Origin of the sequence: Bradyrhizobium sp. Ec3.3 (genome assembly GCF_000472925.1) — a bacterium.
Taxonomy (GTDB): Bacteria; Pseudomonadota; Alphaproteobacteria; order Rhizobiales; family Xanthobacteraceae; genus Bradyrhizobium.
This window is the reverse complement of the sequence record NZ_AXAS01000001.1, coordinates 264471-279145: the sequence shown is the minus strand read 5'-3', so window position 1 is coordinate 279145 and position 14675 is coordinate 264471. Positions and strand designations below refer to the sequence as shown.

The following is a 14675-nucleotide window of genomic DNA, read 5'->3' as shown; positions in this document are numbered from 1 at the left end:
GGGAGCCCCTGCATGCTGGTGGTTGAAGGTCTGACGTGCCGCTTCGGCGCAAAAGCCGCGGTGGACGGTGCTTCGTTTGAAATCGCCCCCGGCGGCTTCGTCGGCGTGATCGGCCGTTCCGGCGCCGGCAAGTCGACCCTGCTGCGGACCATCAATCGCCTGGCGACGCCGACAGAGGGGCGCATCCTGTTCGACGGCGTCGACGTCACCGCGCTGCGCGGCAAGGAGCTGCGGCAATGGCGCGCCCGTGCCGCGATGATCTTCCAGCAATTCAATCTCGTCGGTCGGCTCGATGTGCTCACCAATGTGCTGATGGGGCGCCTTGCCGCGATGCCAGCCTGGCGCTCGCTCACGCAGGCCTGGCTCGAAGAGGACAAGGCGCTGGCGATGTCGGCGCTGGAGCAGTTCGACATGGCCTCGCTCGCGGCACAGCGTACCGACCAGCTCTCCGGCGGACAGCAGCAGCGCGTTGCGATCGCCCGCGCGCTGGTGCAGCAGCCTGATCTGATCCTCGCCGACGAGCCGATCGCCTCGCTCGACCCGCGCAACACGAAGATCGTGATGGATGCGCTCTTACGCATCAACAAGCATTTTGGCATCACCGTGATCTGCAACCTGCATTCGCTCGATCTGGCGCGCAGCTATTGCGATCGCCTGATTGGCATGGCGGCGGGCCGCGTGGTGTTCGACGGCGCGCCGTCGGCGCTCACCGAGCACGTCGCGCGCGAGCTCTACGATCTCGAAGCCAGTGAAGTCATGGGCGGCGTGCCGCTGCCCGTGCCTGAAGCCGTTCCGGCGCTCGGCACCGCTGCCGCCGCCTGAGCCGCGACCCAAGTTTTGCGTTCACCGCGTCCAACCGATCAAGAGGGTATCATGATCACTCGTCGCATCGTCCTTGCCGGCGCCGCTGCACTGGCCTTCACCGCATCCGCGTCCGCCGAGGACTGGAAAACCAAATATCCGGAGATCACCTTCGCGGCGATTCCGGCCGAGAACGGCTCGGGCGTTACCGAGCGCTACGCCCCCTTCATCAGCTATCTGTCCAAGGAACTGGGCATCAAGGTCACGCTGCGTGTTGCCAATGATTACGCTGCCCTCATCGAGGGCCAGCGCGCCGGCAATATCCATATCGGCTATTACGGTCCGGCGTCCTTCGCGCGCGCCCGCCTCACCGGCGTGAAGACCGATGCCTTCGTCATCGACGTCAACTCCGACGGCTCGCAGGGCTATTACTCCGTGTTCTACGTGCTGGCGAAGTCGCCGTACCAGAAGATCGAGGACCTCAAGGGCAAGAATCTCGGGCTTGTTGATCCGAATTCCACTTCTGGCAACAATATGCCCCGCTTCAAGCTGAACCAGATGAGCATCGATCCCGACGCCTATTTCTCCAAGGTGGTCTTCACCGGCAGCCACGAGAACGCCGTTCTCGCGCTCGCGCAAGGAACCGTCGACGTCGCCGCCAACTGGTGGAACGCCGATGACGATTCCAACCTGACCCGCATGCTCAACAAGGGCATGGTGAAGTCGGCCGACGGCACGGTGATGAAGAAGGAGGACTTCCGCATCGTCGTGAAGTCCGACCTCATCATCAACTCGCCCTACGCCTATCTCAGCGATCTGCCCGAGGACATGAAAGCCGCGATCAAAAAGGCCTTCCTGGAGGCGGCGGACAAGGATCCCGAAGCGTTCAAGAAGCTCTCCGACGGCAAGAACAAGCCCTGGGCGCCGATCGCCACCGACGACTACAACAAGACGATCGAGCTGATCAAATTCGTCGACAATTTGCGTAAGAAGGCGTCCTGATCAAACGGGACGACGCACCTGGGGCCGGGTCAATCGACCCGGCTCTTTTCTATATCGAGCCTTGTCCGCTGACCCCATGACCATCGCGGTTTCGATCCTTCCCGAGCAGCAACTGGCGGCGCTGAACGCGGCCTACCGCCAGGCCGTGGCGCGCAAGCGCCTGCGGCTGTTCGCCGGCGCCGTGGTGTTCATCGCCGCACTGATCCTTGCCGCGATCGGGGCTGAGGTGAACTTGCGGACGCTGTTCGCTTATTTCGGCAACTTCGTCAGCTATTTCGACCGCATCCTCACCCTCGACAGCGGCCAGCGCGTCTGGACCGATCCCGGCGAGTGGTTGTGGGGCTGGTACAAATGGGGCAAGCTGCTCGGTGAGACGCTGCTGATCAGCTATGTCGGCACGCTGATCGGCGCGGTCTGCGCCTTCTGCCTGAATTTTTTCGCCGCTGAAAACACTTCGCCGGCGCCCTGGTTGCGCTTCACCGTGCGCCGGCTGCTCGAATTCGCCCGCACCGTGCCGGGCATCGTGTTCGCCCTGATCTTCGTCATGGCCTTCGGGCTCGGACCGATGGCCGGCGTGCTGGCGATCGCCATTCACTCGACCGGCGCGCTCGGCAAGCTGTTCGCCGAGATCGTGGAGAATGCCGACATGAAGCCGGTCGAAGGCGTGCGCTCGACCGGCGCGAGCTGGCTGTCCTGCATGCGCTTTGCCGTGCTGCCGCAGGTCTCGGCCGGCTATGTCAGCTACGCGCTGCTGCGCTTCGAGATCAATGTTCGCGAATCCTCGGTAATGGGTTTCGTCGGCGCCGGTGGCATCGGCCAGGAGCTCGTGGTCGCGATCCGCAAGTTCTATTACTCCGACGTCAGCGCGATCCTGCTGATGATCGTGCTCACGATCTTCGTCATCGATATCACCACCGGTTGGCTGCGCGCGCGGCTGTTCGGCAAGGATGCGCGGTCATGAAGGAGCTTGAGAAACCGGACACGGCGGCGCTGCGGGCGAAATATCCCGATGCCTTTGAACGGCCGGCTGCGGCGCGCCTTGCGACACCGGCCATGATCGCAGCCGCGCTCGCCGTCTTCATTTTCGGCCTGCACGATCTCGGCTTCGAGCCGGCAAAGTTCATCGCGGGCCTCAAGCAGCTCGGCTGGATCACCATGATGATGATCCCGCCCGATCCCGGAACGTCCCTGCCGCTGTATCTGAAGGCGCTCGGCGAGACGCTGTCGATCGCGCTGCTCGGCACCACGCTCGCGGCGACGCTGGCGCTGCCTGTCTCGCTGCTCGCGGCGCGCAACATCGTGCCGCCGAACATCATTCGCTTTCCGGTGCGTCGCTTCCTCGATTCGATCCGCGGCGTCGATACGCTGATCTGGGCGCTGGTCTGGATCAATGTCGTCGGGCTTGGCCCGTTCGCCGGCGTGCTCGCGATCATGGTCTCGGACTTCGGCGCGCTGGGAAAACTGTTTTCGGAGGCGATCGAGGCGGCCGACAAGAAGCAGGTCGAGGGCATCAGGGCGTCGGGCGGCAATGCCTTTCATGAGATCCGCTTCGGCCTGATGCCGCAGGTGCTGCCGGTCATCGCCGGCCAGGTGCTGTACTTCATCGAATCGAACACGCGTTCGGCCAGCATCATCGGCATCGTCGGCGCCGGCGGCATCGGCCTTCAGCTCGCCGAGCAGATCCGCGTGCTGGAATGGCAGAAGGTGTCGTTCCTCGTTCTGATGATCCTGGTCGCGGTCGCCGCGATCGACTTCATCTCCGGAAAGCTGCGCTTCGCCATTATCGGCAGGCGGGCTGTGGCGTAGAGCGCGAACTCTTCCCTTCTCCCCTTGTGGGAGAAGGTGGCGCGAAGCGCCGGATGAGGGGTCTCTTTCCGCAAACTCGATAGCCAGCGGCACTCGCGGAGAGAGACCCCTCACCCGGACCGCATCTGCCGATGCGATCCGACCTCTCCCACAAGGGGAGAGGTGCACCTACTGCGGGGCAACGCGTTCACCCATTCTCCACCAGAAACTCCACCCGCTCCGCCGCAAAGCGCGAGCGCTTCGTGACCAGCGGCTTGCCGTCGGGATCGAGGTCCGTCGAATCGACCACCAGGATCGGACGCCCCAGCGCGAGATCGAGCCGCGCGGCGTCGGTTGCATCGACAATACCGGCGGTGATCCGCGTCGAGCCCCGGCGATAGTCGCGCACGCCGTAATGCGCGAGCAGCTTTGTCATCGAGCGCGTGGCGGCGAACACCGCACCCGCGTCGGGAAAGAGTTCGGCTGACAGCCAGGACGTCGAGACGCAGATCGGCGTGCGGTCGGCAAAGCGCACGGATTCGATCCGGACCAGCGGCGCGCCGGTCTTCACGCCGAGTTCCCGTGCGAGCTCCCGGCTCGCAACATCCTCCGTCGCCTCGATCAACTGCCCGCGCGGCTCGCGGCCGCCGGCACCGACGATCTCCGAGAAGCGCGTGCGCGAGCGCAGGGGATAGGCGAGCTTCTGCGCCTCGACATAGGTGCCGCTGCCGCGCTCGGCGCGCACCAGGCCGCGCTCGGCAAGCGCCGCCAGCGCGCGCCGAACCGTATGACGGTTCACACGATAGGTCTCGGCGATCTCCATCTCGCCCGGCAGCTTCTCGCCGGCGCCAAAGCGGCCGTCGGCGATGCCGCGCTCGATGCCGTCGGCGACCAGGCGCCACAGCGCGACGCCGGAAGAGGCGGTGTCCTGAAGGCTCATGTCGACCGGAAGCCCATCTCCAAAATCACAGGATCGTCATGAAACAGTCATGGCGCCTCATTATCAAGTTGTCTATTATCATAGACAACTTGGATTCGGCAAGCCTGGTGACCGACGTGACCCCGCAAGACAGCCTCAAGACCCGGCGCAAGGCGGCGATGGCCGTGCTGGTGCATGCGGAAGCGAGCGACATCGCAGGCCGCCTCCGCGGCCTCTCGCTGCCGCGACATGATGACCTGCGCGAGCCCGAGAACGGCCTCGTGATGCTGCGCGGCCGCGTCGGCGGCGATGGCGCACCGTTCAATCTGGGCGAGGCTACCGTGTCGCGCGCCGCGGTGCGGCTTGCGACCGGCGAGGTCGGTTTCGGCTATACGCTCGGCCGCGACGGTGAGAAGGCCAGGCTGATCGCGCTCTGTGACGCGCTGGTGCAGTCGGAAGAGTTTGCGGGCGGCGTCGAGCGGGAGGTCGTCGCGCCGCTGCGCGCGGAGCTGCTTGCGCGGCAGGCGCAGCGCGCCGCGCAGACGGCCGCAACGAAGGTTGATTTCTACACCATGGTGCGCGGTGAGGGGTGAGGCCATGACCACGATTGCGGAACTGCCGCCGGGCTTCGCCGACAAGGTGTTGTCGGCGCAATCGACCTTTCGCTCGGTGATGGACGCGATGGCGCGGCCGGGCTCGGTGCAGCGCATCGTGCCGATCGCGGGGGCGCCCGGACCGATGATGCGCGGCACGGCGGCGATCGCGCTCACGCTGTTCGATCACGACACGCCGCTCTGGCTCGATGCGCGGATGTCTGAAAGCTCCGACGTGCTGAAATGGCTGAAGTTCCACACCGGTGCGCCAATAGTCCAGGATTCCTCGATCGCGAGCTTTGCGCTCATCGCGGATGGTGCCGCGCTTCCGTCGCTCGATCGCTTTGCGCTCGGCAGCAACGAGTATCCGGACCGCTCGACGACCTTGATCCTTCAGGTGGAGAGCCTCAGCGCCGGTCGTCCCTACGAACTGCGCGGCCCCGGTATCGACGGCGTGGCAACACTTCAGGTGGCGATCCGGCCCGCCGATCTGTTCGAGCGCCTGCGCATCAACGACGCGCTGTTTCCGCGCGGCATCGACGTTGTGCTGGTCGCCGATGACGCCGTGGTTGCGATCCCGCGCACGACGCGGGTCGTGAACAAGGGAAGTTAACGTATGTATGTCGCAGTCAAAGGCGGCGAACGCGCCATCGAGAACGCCCATCGCCTGCTGGCGCACGCGCGGCGCGGCGATCAGGGCGTTCCCGAAATTTCGCTCGATCAGATTTCCGAGCAGCTCGGCCTTGCCGTCGATCGCGTCATGAGCGAAGGCTCGCTCTATGATCGCGAGCTTGCTGCGCTTGCGATCAAGCAGGCGCGCGGCGACCTGATCGAGGCGATCTTCCTGGTCCGCGCCTTCCGCGCCACCTTGCCGCGCTTCGGCGCGAGCGAGCCGGTCGACACCGGCGCCATGCGGGTGCAGCGACGGGTGTCATCGACCTTCAAGGACATTCCGGGCGGGCAGATCCTCGGGCCGACCTTCGACTACACGCATCGCCTGCTCGATCCGGGTCTTGCCGAGGGTTTCGTGCCGGATGAGCCGGCGACGGCCGAAGCCTCATCTGTGGCCACGCCGCGCGTGACCGACATTCTCGGTCGCGATGGCTTGATCGAGCCGTCGCCGCAAGTAGAAGACGGCGTGCCCATCGGCGATCTCACGCGCGAGCCGCTGAATTTTCCAGCCGATCGCGACCTGCGGCTGCAGAATCTCGCACGCGGCGACGAAGGTTTTCTGCTGGCGATAGGCTACTCCACCCAGCGCGGCTATGGCCGCAACCATCCGTTCGCCGGCGAGATCCGCTTCGGCGAGGTCGAGGTCGAGTTCTTCGCCGAGGACGTCGGCTTCGCCGTGCCGCTTGGCGCGATAGAGCTCACCGAATGCCAGATGGTCAACCAGTTCAAGGGCTCGGCGACGGAAGCGCCCTGCTTCACGCGAGGCTATGGCCTCGCCTTCGGCCAGAGCGAGCGCAAGACCATGTCGATGGCGCTGGTCGATCGCGCGCTTCGGGCGCGCGAGCTCGGCGAGGAGGTGCTTGCGCCGGCGCAGGACGAGGAGTTCGTGATGTCGCATTCCGACAACGTCCAGGCCACCGGCTTCGTCGAGCATCTGAAGCTGCCGCACTATGTCGACTTCCAGTCCGAGCTTGGCCTGCTGCGTAAGCTGCGACAGGAATTTGCCGAGGCCAACGACGTCGAGCCGATGAAGGAGGCCGCGGAATGAACGCGCCTGCCTACAATTTTGCCTATCTCGACGAGCAGACCAAGCGGATGATCCGCCGCGCGATCCTCAAGGCGATCGCGATTCCCGGCTACCAGGTCCCGTTTGCCAGCCGCGAAATGCCGATGCCCTATGGCTGGGGCACCGGTGGCGTGCAGGTCACGGCCGCGATTCTCGGCCCCGATGACGTGCTGAAGGTGATCGACCAGGGTTCCGACGACACCACCAACGCGATCTCGATCCGGAAATTCTTCGCCAAGACCGCCGGCGTCGCCACCACGACTGCGACGATTGATGCGACCGTGATCCAGACCCGTCACCGCATCCCGGAGACGGCGCTTGGGCCGAACCAGGTGCTGGTCTATCAGGTGCCGATCCCCGAACCCCTGCGCTTCCTCGAGCCGCGCGAGACCGAGACACGGCGCATGCATGCGCTCGCCGAATACGGCCTGATGCATGTCAAGCTCTACGAGGACATCGCTCGCTTCGGCCACATCGCCACCGCTTACGCCTATCCGGTGAAAGTGAACGCGCGCTACGTCATGGACCCGTCGCCGACGCCGAAATTCGACAACCCCAAGATGGACAATTGCCCGGCGCTCCAGCTTTTCGGTGCCGGCCGCGAGAAGCGCATCTATGCGATCCCGCCCTACACGCAGGTGGTGTCGCTCGATTTCGAGGATCATCCGTTCGAGCCCTACCGTTTCAACGCACCCTGCGCGCTGTGCGGTGCGGAGAATTCGTATCTCGATGAGATCGTCACCGACGACAAGGGTGGGCGCATGTTCGTGTGCTCCGACACCGACTATTGCGAGGGCCGCCAGGCCGCCGGCCACCACGGCAGCCTGAGCGCCGCGCCGTACAAGGAGAAGGCGCAAGGGGAATCAAATGGCTGAGCCTGTGCTTGAGAACGATCAGCCGCTGCTGGTCGCGGAAGCCTTGAGCAAATCCTACGGCAGGATCGCCGCCTGCCGCGACGTCTCCTTCGCGCTCTATCCGGGCGAGGTGCTGGCGATCGTCGGCGAATCCGGCTCCGGCAAGTCGACGCTGCTCCAGCTTCTCTCCGGCCAGCTTGCGGCGAGCAGCGGCCATGTGTCCTACCGGATGCGCGATGGCGTCACGCGAGATCTCGCCACGCTCGGCGAAGCCGAGCGGCGCTTCCTGTTCCGCACCGATTGGGGCTTTGTGCATCAGGATCCCGCGCAGGGCTTGCGCATGGCGGTCTCCGCCGGCGCCAATGTCGGCGAACGGCTGATGGCCGTGGGATGGAATCACTACGGTCGCATCCGGGACACCGCCTCAAACTGGCTCGAGCGCGTCGAGATCGACGTCGCGCGCATTGACGATGCGCCGAAAACCTATTCCGGCGGCATGCGGCAGCGCCTCCAGATCGCCCGCAACCTCGTCACCGAGCCGCGCCTCGTCTTCATGGATGAGCCGACCGGCGGCCTCGATGTCTCCGTGCAGGCCCGCCTGCTCGACCTCTTGCGCAACCTGGTTGCCGAATTGCATCTCGCCGTCGTCATCGTCACCCACGATCTCGCGGTGGCGCGCCTGCTGTCGCATCGCGTGATGGTGATGAAGGGTGGCCGCGTCATCGAGACTGGGCTGACCGACCAGGTGCTCGACGACCCGCGCGAGCCCTATACTCAACTTCTCGTCTCCTCGATTCTGCCGCCATGAGCCGCCCGATGACTGCCATGATCGACGTCGCCGATGCGCAAAAGACCTTTACGATGCACCTCCAGGGTGGTGTCGAGCTGCCCGTGGTCCGCGGTGTAACGTTCCACGTCAATCCCGGCGAATGCGTCGTGCTGTCCGGCCCGTCGGGCGTGGGCAAGTCGTCGATCCTGAAGATGATCTTCGGCAATTATCGCTGCGACGGCGGCCGCATCGGCATCCGCCATCGCGGCACGCTGATCGACCTTGCCAGCGCCGAGCCGCGGCAGATCCTCAATGTCCGGCGCGACACGATCGGTTATGTCAGCCAGTTCCTGCGCGCAGTGCCGCGCGTTGCGACAGTCGACGTCGTCGCCGAGCCGCTGATCGCGAGCGGCGTGGCGCGGCCCGAGGCACAACATCGCGCAGGCGCGCTTCTGCATCGCCTCAACATTCCCGAGCGTCTCTGGCAGCTTCCGCCCGCCACCTTCTCCGGCGGCGAGCAGCAGCGCGTCAACATCGCGCGCGGCTTCATTCCGGTGCTGCCGATCCTGCTGCTTGACGAGCCGACCGCCTCGCTCGACGCCGCCAACCGCGCCGTCGTGGTCGAGCTGATCGCCGAGAAAAAACGCAAGGGCACAGCCATGGTCGCGATCGTCCATGACGACGAGATCCGCCATCTGATCGCCGACCGCATCGTCGACGTCACCCGTTTTGCCGCCGCGGCGTGAAGGACCTGGAAATGAACGTGAAGCCGAATGAAACCGTGATCGCCAACGCCAGGATCGTGCTGGCTGACAGCGTGATCGAGCAGGGCTGGATCGCCCTTGCAAAGGGGCGCATCGCCGAGATCGGCGAGGGCAGGGCGCCTGCGGGCGCCGAGGACGCCGGCGGCGATCTGATCACGCCGGGCCTGATCGAACTGCACACCGATCATTTGGAAGCACACTACGTACCGCGTCCAAAGGTGTTCTGGGATCCCGTCGCCGCCGTCATCTCGTATGATGGGCAGCTCGCGACATCAGGCATCACCACGGTGCTGGACTCGCTGCGGGTCTGGCGCGAGGACGGAGCCGAGGAGGTCGATGGCCGCGCCGGCACGCTCGCCGCTGCGATCGCCACGGCGCGCGGGAAGAATCTGCTACGCGCCGATCACTTCCTCCATCTGCGCTGCGAGATCCCGATGCCGAGCGTGGTCGAGGAGGCCAAGGAGCTGGTCGGCCGCCCCGACGTCCGGCTGATGTCGCTGATGGATCACACGCCGGGCCAGCGTCAGTTCCGCGACGAAGTCAAGCTGCGCGACTATTACCGCGGCAAGGGCGGCGGCATGACCGACGCCCAGCTCGATGAGCTCTTTGCCAGACGCTTCACCTACCAGCAGACCTATGCCGCGACCAACATGCGCGAGATCGTGGCGTTGGCGAAGGACTACAAAATTCCGCTGGCGAGCCATGACGACACCACCGAGGAGAACGTGACCGACGCGATCCGCGACGGTGTCGCGGTTGCGGAGTTTCCGACTACGGTGGAAGCTGCGCGCGGCCTGCACGCAGCCGGCATCGACATCCTGATGGGCGCGCCGAACTTGGTGCGCGGCGGCTCGCATTCCGGCAACATCGCCGCCGTCGATCTCGCGCGCGAGGGGCTCCTGGACATCCTGTCGTCCGACTACATCCCGTCGAGCCTTTTGATGGCTGCGCTGCAACTGCCGCAGCAGGTGCCGGCGATCAGCCTTCCGGCCGCGATCCGCACGGTGACGAAGGCGCCGGCCGAGGCCGTCGGGCTTTCCGATCGCGGCGAGATCGCGGTCGGCAAGCGCGCCGACTTGATCCGCGTCCATGTCGCAGGCAGCGTTCCCGTGGTCCGCAGCGTCTGGCGGGAAGGAGGGCGCGTCGCATGAGCGAAAGCCCGTCAATTGCGCCACAACAGATCGCGGCGATCGGGCACGGACGTCTGGTTCTGGTCGTTGGTCCCAGCGGAGCCGGCAAGGATACGCTGCTTGGTCTTGCCAAAGCCGCCCTCACTGAAGATCACGATGTGGTCTTTCCGCGCCGGATCGTGACGCGGGAGGCGTCCGCAGCCGAGGACAATGTGTCCGTGACTGCGGACGAATTCCGCCGCGAGCTGGACCACGGCGATTTCGCTGCGCATTGGCAGGCACATGGCCTCTCATATGCGCTGCCGATCGAGATCAACGACGATATCCGTGCCGGCCGCGCGGTCGTCGTCAACGTCTCGCGCACGGTGATCGGCGCGCTGCGCCAGGCCTATGCCAACGTCGTGGTGGTCGCGATCACGGCGCCGCCCGACGTCCTTGCCCAGCGCCTCGCCGCGCGGGCGCGCCGCAGCGACGGCAACATCACGGAGCGGCTCAGCCGCAACGTCGACGACGCAGCGGCGCATGCCGACGTCACGATTGTCAATGCCGGCAGCGCCGATTATCACAGCCGCCAGCTCGTTCGGGTGATCCGCAACGAATGCTGGCGCGAGTAGCAAAGGAGCAGGTGGAATGACGGTGATTACGACGGTCGAGGAGCTCGAGGCCATCTATGGCGTCACCAACGACGCCTCGACCGTGAAGGTCGCTGATCACGTCACGCCGCTCTACCGCGTCTTCATCGAGACATCGCCCTTTGCCGCGCTGGCCACCATTGGTCCGGAGGGCATCGACTGCTCGCCGCGCGGTGATCTGCCGGGCTTCGTGCGCATCCACGACGAGAAGACGCTGATGCTGCCGGACCGCCGCGGCAACAACCGCATTGATTCCTTGCGCAATATCGTTCGTGATCCGCGCGTCTCCCTGATGTTCCTGATCCCCGGTTCCGGCAACGCGATCCGAGTCAACGGCCGGGCGCACATCTCGGTGGATCCGGAGCTGCTCGCCTCCTTTGAGGTCGACGGCAAGGCGCCGCGCAGCGTCATGGTGATGACCATCGATGAGCTCTATTTCCAGTGCGCCCGCGCCATCGTCCGCTCCGACCTCTGGAATCCCGACAAGCGCGTCGATCCGAAGACTCTACCGACGCCCGGCCAGATCCTCGCCGAGATGAGCGAGAACAAGGTCGGCGGCGAAGAGTACGACCGCGCGTGGCCCGCCCGCGCGGCCGCGACGATGTGGTGATACTGTCTTACCCTCTCTCCCGTTCTTCTCCTCTCCCTCTCCCCGTTCTTACGGGGAGAGGGTTGGGGTGAGGGGCTGCTTCCACGCAAACGGTGAAAGACGGATTCGCGGAGAGTCCCCCTCACCCGGATTGCATCTTCGATGCAATCCGACCTCTCCCCGCGAGCGGGGCGAGGTGAAGCGACCGCGAGATTATTCCATTTGTCGGGCGATGCGGCGAGAGAAGCGCCCACGCGCCTCCGCGCGAAATATGGATAGCCATTTCATTGACCGATCGCGTCAATCGCCCGATATTCGTCGCATCGAAACTGCTCCCGCGATGCCGAAGACCGCAGCATGAGAACGAATGACCAGCGAGTTCAAAGCGACATGCGCAAGCGCATGACGCGCCGCTGTTTCTCTGCGGCGACCGGCCGCTGTTGTTGTTGCTGATCGTCACTTCAGCCGCACCTGCAATCGCAAATTTCAGAGACAGAAACGCCGACATCCTCGGCGAACGAGCAGCCATGACCCAAGCCTACATCATCGAAGTCCACGACCGCACCGCCGGCATCATCGCGCGCGATGCGCGCGGTTTCCGCTTCTTCTCCTCCGAGCGCCTGTTCGACAGTCTCGAAGGCCGCCAGTTCCGTTCCGCCCGCGACGCCGAGCGCGCCGCACGCGCCGTGTTCTCCGAACGGCGCCATCTCCTCAATCAATCGCTTTTCGCCATCTGAAGCGGCAACGATAAGGAATCATCTGTCATGATCACACGACGATCCATCCTGACCACCGCCCTGCTGCTCGCAACCGCGCTGGCCGCTCCCGCGCACGCCGAAGACAAGCCGACCGAAATCCGCATCGGCACGCAAAAGGGCGGCTTCTTCCCGGCGGTGCGACAACGTCACACGATCGAGGATGCCTTCAAGCCGCTCGGCATCGAGATCAAATGGGTCGACTTTCAGTTTGGTCCGCCGCTGCTGGAAGCCATCAATGTCGGCAGCGTCGATTTCGGCTATGTCGGTGATGCGCCGCCGATTTTCGCTCAGGCCGGCAGCGCCAAGATCCGCTATGTCGCGGCGGTGAAATCGGACGGTACGTCCCAGGCGATCATCGTGCCGAAGGATTCGCCAATTCACACGCTCGCCGATCTCAAGGGCAAGCGCATCGCCTTCGGCAAGGGATCGAGCGCGCATAATCTCCTGGTCGCGGCGCTCGAGAAGGGCGGCGTCGCCTGGAGCGACATCACGCCGGCGCCGCTCGCTCCGGCCGATGCGACAGTGGCATTCGTCAAGGGGGCGGTCGATGCCTGGTCGATCTGGGACCCGTACTTCGCGCTAGCCGAGCTGAAGGAGGGCGCACGCGTGCTCGTCCTCGACAAGGACGTGCACAAGCCGAACTCCTTTTACATCGCCGGCTCCGACTTCGTCGAAAAATACCCCTCGCTGGTCGCAAAGCTCAACGCGACGTTTGCAGCCGAGGGCGTCTGGGCCGAGAGCCATCACGAGGAGGTGGCGAAAGCGCAGGCCGAGGCGACCGGCGTCGATATCGAGGCGATCAGGCGCTTCGTCGATCGCTCGAACAATCGCGTCGTGCCGCTCGATGCGGAGGTGATCAGGAGTCAGCAGGCGATCGCCGACCGCTTCGCAAAGCTTGGTTTGATCCCGAAGTCGATCGACGTCTCGAGCGTCGTCTGGAAGTGGAATCCGGGTTCCTGAACCCGAACGCTCATCTCCATCAACTCCGGCGGCGCGCCCTGGTGCGCGCCGCCTTCTTGGCGGCGGTGGAACGAGCCTTCGCGCCCTTGGTGCGGCTCGCCTTGCGCGCGGCTGCCGAACGTGAGGCTGCGCTACGCCGGCTCGCGGCACGCTTGGCCTGCTTCGAGAGCGCGCGGCGTGAAGCGGCCCCGCGCGGCTCCTTCTTCAGCACATTCTCCACGGCGCGTGAGACGCGTGGCCGGCGCTTTGGATGCCGTTTGCCCTGGCCGGCCTCATAGGCATATTTGGCGCTGCGGCGCGTCGCCTTCCTCGTACGCCCTTTGCGAGGTGGCGGCAGGTCGACGCCGGCGCGTCGCGCCTCGGAAAGACCGATGGCGATGGCCTGGCGCGTCGAACGCGCGCCGTGCTTGCCCTTGCGGATCTTGTCGATCTCGTCCTTCACGAATTCGCCGGCCTGCGTACTCGGCGATTTGCCTTCGCGTTTATCTTGCCTGGCCTTACGAATGATTTCTTGTCTTGGCATGAGTCAGGTTCCCTTCAAAAGATTGACAAGGGAGTCCTGACCGCAACGCGCAGAACGGCAGATTGATCCTCTTTAGCCCTTCAACGCCGCCAGCAGATCGTCGGGGCGCTCCGCCATGATCATGTGGCCCGCGCCCGGCACCACGACGGTCTTCGCATGAGGGATCGCCGCTGCGAGAGCCCCGCCGGCTTTCGCCGGCGTCATCATGTCCCGTTCGCCCAGGATCAGCGTGGTCGGCACCTTTACAGTCGCGGCCGCCGCGAGCGCGTTGCCATAGGAATTGCAGGCTGACAAATCCTTGAACAGCACGCCCGGCTCGCAGTGCTTCAACACGGCTTGCGCGCCGCCGTGCATCCACAGACCCGGTGCGAGGCTGCCGCCGAGCTCGGCCTTGAAGCCGAGGCCCCAGATCGAGACCATGTCGATCGCGTCCTGGTCGTTGGCCTCTGCAGCCTTCAACAGATCAGGCCCGACCGTCATGGTTGCGGCCGTGCCGATCAGGCTCAGCGCCGAGACCTTGTCGGGGTGGCGCGCCGCGGCCTCCAGCGAGATCAGGGATCCCATCGAATGGCCGATCAGGTGCGCTTTCGCAACGCCGGCCGCGGCGAGCAGGGCGGCGGTCCAGTCCGCCATTTCCGCAATGCTGGACAGCGAGGGTCCGGACGAGCGGCCGTGGCCGGGCAGGTCGGGGGCCAGCACGGAATAGCCGTGATGGGCGAACCAGCGCGTATGCAACGCCCAGGTCGAGTGATCAAAACCCGCGCCATGGATGAACACCACGGCCGGCAGCGACTTGTCGAATTCGCGGCCGCCGGTTGCGACAAACACCTCGGCGCCGTTGACGGAGAGCTTCATGGC

The 14675-nt window shown here is 65.1% G+C and carries 18 protein-coding genes; 15 read left to right on the top strand and 3 right to left on the bottom strand.

All coding sequences use genetic code 11. The features are described 5' to 3' along the window. Nucleotides 1-12 precede the first annotated feature (12 nt). The 4 genes from phnC to phnE (YUU_RS0101420) all read left to right on the top strand — a co-directional run bounded on the left by phnC (nucleotide 13) and on the right by phnE (YUU_RS0101420) (nucleotide 3609). Entirely contained in the window at nucleotides 13-822 is an 810-nt protein-coding gene (gene phnC, locus YUU_RS0101435) for a phosphonate ABC transporter ATP-binding protein (RefSeq protein ID WP_027520743.1), read from the top strand. A 51-nt stretch (nucleotides 823-873) separates the two neighbouring features. Then, nucleotides 874-1803, top strand: a complete 930-nt coding sequence (gene phnD / locus YUU_RS0101430) for a phosphonate ABC transporter substrate-binding protein (protein WP_027520742.1) — start codon at nucleotides 874-876, stop codon at nucleotides 1801-1803. Nucleotides 1804-1879: 76 nt separating this feature from the next. Then, on the top strand, nucleotides 1880-2764 hold the full coding sequence (phnE, locus tag YUU_RS0101425) for a phosphonate ABC transporter, permease protein PhnE (protein ID WP_027520741.1): 885 nt from the start codon (nucleotides 1880-1882) through the stop codon (nucleotides 2762-2764). Continuing rightward, nucleotides 2761-3609, top strand: a complete 849-nt coding sequence (gene phnE, locus YUU_RS0101420) for a phosphonate ABC transporter, permease protein PhnE (protein ID WP_027520740.1) — start codon at nucleotides 2761-2763, stop codon at nucleotides 3607-3609. The genes phnE (YUU_RS0101425) and phnE (YUU_RS0101420) overlap by 4 nt, the downstream gene beginning before the upstream one ends. A 187-nt stretch (nucleotides 3610-3796) precedes the next feature. On the opposite strand, the gene phnF is transcribed toward phnE (YUU_RS0101420), so the two are convergent. Continuing rightward, a complete protein-coding gene (gene phnF / locus YUU_RS0101415; protein ID WP_027520739.1) occupies nucleotides 3797-4528 on the bottom strand; it encodes a phosphonate metabolism transcriptional regulator PhnF in 732 nt (243 codons plus the stop codon). 158 nt (nucleotides 4529-4686) lie between these two features. Here phnF and phnG point away from each other — a divergent pair, with 158 nt between their 5' ends. From phnG to YUU_RS0101360, 11 genes are all read left to right on the top strand, one after another. After that, nucleotides 4687-5100: a phosphonate C-P lyase system protein PhnG gene (gene phnG / locus YUU_RS0101410; RefSeq protein WP_035660899.1), complete on the top strand. Its 414-nt coding sequence runs from the start codon at nucleotides 4687-4689 to the stop codon at nucleotides 5098-5100. 4 nt (nucleotides 5101-5104) lie between these two features. Beyond that, nucleotides 5105-5713 (top strand): phosphonate C-P lyase system protein PhnH, encoded by a 609-nt coding sequence (gene phnH, locus YUU_RS0101405; protein ID WP_027520737.1) that lies wholly within the window; start codon nucleotides 5105-5107, stop codon nucleotides 5711-5713. A 3-nt stretch (nucleotides 5714-5716) separates the two neighbouring features. Beyond that, on the top strand, nucleotides 5717-6820 hold the full coding sequence (locus YUU_RS0101400) for a carbon-phosphorus lyase complex subunit PhnI (RefSeq protein ID WP_027520736.1): 1104 nt from the start codon (nucleotides 5717-5719) through the stop codon (nucleotides 6818-6820). Then, nucleotides 6817-7713: an alpha-D-ribose 1-methylphosphonate 5-phosphate C-P-lyase PhnJ gene (locus tag YUU_RS0101395; RefSeq protein WP_027520735.1), complete on the top strand. Its 897-nt coding sequence runs from the start codon at nucleotides 6817-6819 to the stop codon at nucleotides 7711-7713. The genes YUU_RS0101400 and YUU_RS0101395 overlap by 4 nt, the downstream gene beginning before the upstream one ends. Beyond that, complete coding sequence (gene phnK, locus YUU_RS0101390) at nucleotides 7706-8500, top strand: phosphonate C-P lyase system protein PhnK (protein ID WP_027520734.1); 795 nt, start codon at nucleotides 7706-7708, stop codon at nucleotides 8498-8500. Before YUU_RS0101395 ends, phnK begins: the two co-directional genes overlap by 8 nt. Before the next feature lie 8 nt (nucleotides 8501-8508). Beyond that, the gene (phnL, locus tag YUU_RS0101385; RefSeq protein WP_027520733.1) at nucleotides 8509-9207 is read left to right on the top strand and encodes a phosphonate C-P lyase system protein PhnL; all 699 of its coding nucleotides are present in this window, start codon (nucleotides 8509-8511) and stop codon (nucleotides 9205-9207) included. 11 nt (nucleotides 9208-9218) lie between these two features. Next, nucleotides 9219-10376, top strand: coding sequence for an alpha-D-ribose 1-methylphosphonate 5-triphosphate diphosphatase (locus YUU_RS0101380; protein WP_027520732.1), 1158 nt, complete (start codon nucleotides 9219-9221; stop codon nucleotides 10374-10376). Then, nucleotides 10373-10969 carry a phosphonate metabolism protein/1,5-bisphosphokinase (PRPP-forming) PhnN gene (gene phnN / locus YUU_RS0101375; RefSeq protein ID WP_027520731.1) on the top strand — a complete coding sequence of 199 codons (597 nt, stop codon included), beginning with the start codon at nucleotides 10373-10375 and terminating at the stop codon, nucleotides 10967-10969. Before YUU_RS0101380 ends, phnN begins: the two co-directional genes overlap by 4 nt. Before the next feature lie 16 nt (nucleotides 10970-10985). Beyond that, entirely contained in the window at nucleotides 10986-11597 is a 612-nt protein-coding gene (locus tag YUU_RS0101370) for a pyridoxamine 5'-phosphate oxidase family protein (protein WP_027520730.1), read from the top strand. A gap of 506 nt (nucleotides 11598-12103) precedes the next feature. Further along, a complete protein-coding gene (locus YUU_RS0101365) occupies nucleotides 12104-12313 on the top strand; it encodes a hypothetical protein (RefSeq protein ID WP_027520729.1) in 210 nt (69 codons plus the stop codon). A gap of 27 nt (nucleotides 12314-12340) precedes the next feature. Next, nucleotides 12341-13294, top strand: coding sequence for an aliphatic sulfonate ABC transporter substrate-binding protein (locus tag YUU_RS0101360; RefSeq protein ID WP_027520728.1), 954 nt, complete (start codon nucleotides 12341-12343; stop codon nucleotides 13292-13294). Between the two features lie 19 nt (nucleotides 13295-13313). On the opposite strand, the gene YUU_RS0101355 is transcribed toward YUU_RS0101360, so the two are convergent. Continuing rightward, nucleotides 13314-13817 (bottom strand): DUF6496 domain-containing protein, encoded by a 504-nt coding sequence (locus YUU_RS0101355; protein WP_027520727.1) that lies wholly within the window; start codon nucleotides 13815-13817, stop codon nucleotides 13314-13316. 72 nt (nucleotides 13818-13889) lie between these two features. Beyond that, nucleotides 13890-14672, bottom strand: a complete 783-nt coding sequence (locus YUU_RS0101350) for an alpha/beta fold hydrolase (RefSeq protein WP_027520726.1) — start codon at nucleotides 14670-14672, stop codon at nucleotides 13890-13892. Between the last annotated feature and the right edge of the window lie 3 nt (nucleotides 14673-14675).

Coding starts and splice junctions, on each gene's coding strand:
- phnF (WP_027520739.1), bottom strand. CDS start 4,528: ATGAGCCTTCAGGACACCGCCTCTTCCGGCGTCGCGCTGTGGCGCCTG.
- phnL (WP_027520733.1), top strand. CDS start 8,509: ATGACTGCCATGATCGACGTCGCCGATGCGCAAAAGACCTTTACGATG.
- YUU_RS0101355 (WP_027520727.1), bottom strand. CDS start 13,817: ATGCCAAGACAAGAAATCATTCGTAAGGCCAGGCAAGATAAACGCGAA.
- phnC (WP_027520743.1), top strand. CDS start 13: ATGCTGGTGGTTGAAGGTCTGACGTGCCGCTTCGGCGCAAAAGCCGCG.
- phnE (WP_027520741.1), top strand. CDS start 1,880: ATGACCATCGCGGTTTCGATCCTTCCCGAGCAGCAACTGGCGGCGCTG.
- YUU_RS0101400 (WP_027520736.1), top strand. CDS start 5,717: ATGTATGTCGCAGTCAAAGGCGGCGAACGCGCCATCGAGAACGCCCAT.
- phnG (WP_035660899.1), top strand. CDS start 4,687: ATGGCCGTGCTGGTGCATGCGGAAGCGAGCGACATCGCAGGCCGCCTC.
- phnH (WP_027520737.1), top strand. CDS start 5,105: ATGACCACGATTGCGGAACTGCCGCCGGGCTTCGCCGACAAGGTGTTG.
- YUU_RS0101395 (WP_027520735.1), top strand. CDS start 6,817: ATGAACGCGCCTGCCTACAATTTTGCCTATCTCGACGAGCAGACCAAG.
- YUU_RS0101350 (WP_027520726.1), bottom strand. CDS start 14,672: ATGAAGCTCTCCGTCAACGGCGCCGAGGTGTTTGTCGCAACCGGCGGC.
- YUU_RS0101365 (WP_027520729.1), top strand. CDS start 12,104: ATGACCCAAGCCTACATCATCGAAGTCCACGACCGCACCGCCGGCATC.
- YUU_RS0101380 (WP_027520732.1), top strand. CDS start 9,219: ATGAACGTGAAGCCGAATGAAACCGTGATCGCCAACGCCAGGATCGTG.
- YUU_RS0101360 (WP_027520728.1), top strand. CDS start 12,341: ATGATCACACGACGATCCATCCTGACCACCGCCCTGCTGCTCGCAACC.
- phnE (WP_027520740.1), top strand. CDS start 2,761: ATGAAGGAGCTTGAGAAACCGGACACGGCGGCGCTGCGGGCGAAATAT.
- phnK (WP_027520734.1), top strand. CDS start 7,706: ATGGCTGAGCCTGTGCTTGAGAACGATCAGCCGCTGCTGGTCGCGGAA.
- phnD (WP_027520742.1), top strand. CDS start 874: ATGATCACTCGTCGCATCGTCCTTGCCGGCGCCGCTGCACTGGCCTTC.
- phnN (WP_027520731.1), top strand. CDS start 10,373: ATGAGCGAAAGCCCGTCAATTGCGCCACAACAGATCGCGGCGATCGGG.
- YUU_RS0101370 (WP_027520730.1), top strand. CDS start 10,986: ATGACGGTGATTACGACGGTCGAGGAGCTCGAGGCCATCTATGGCGTC.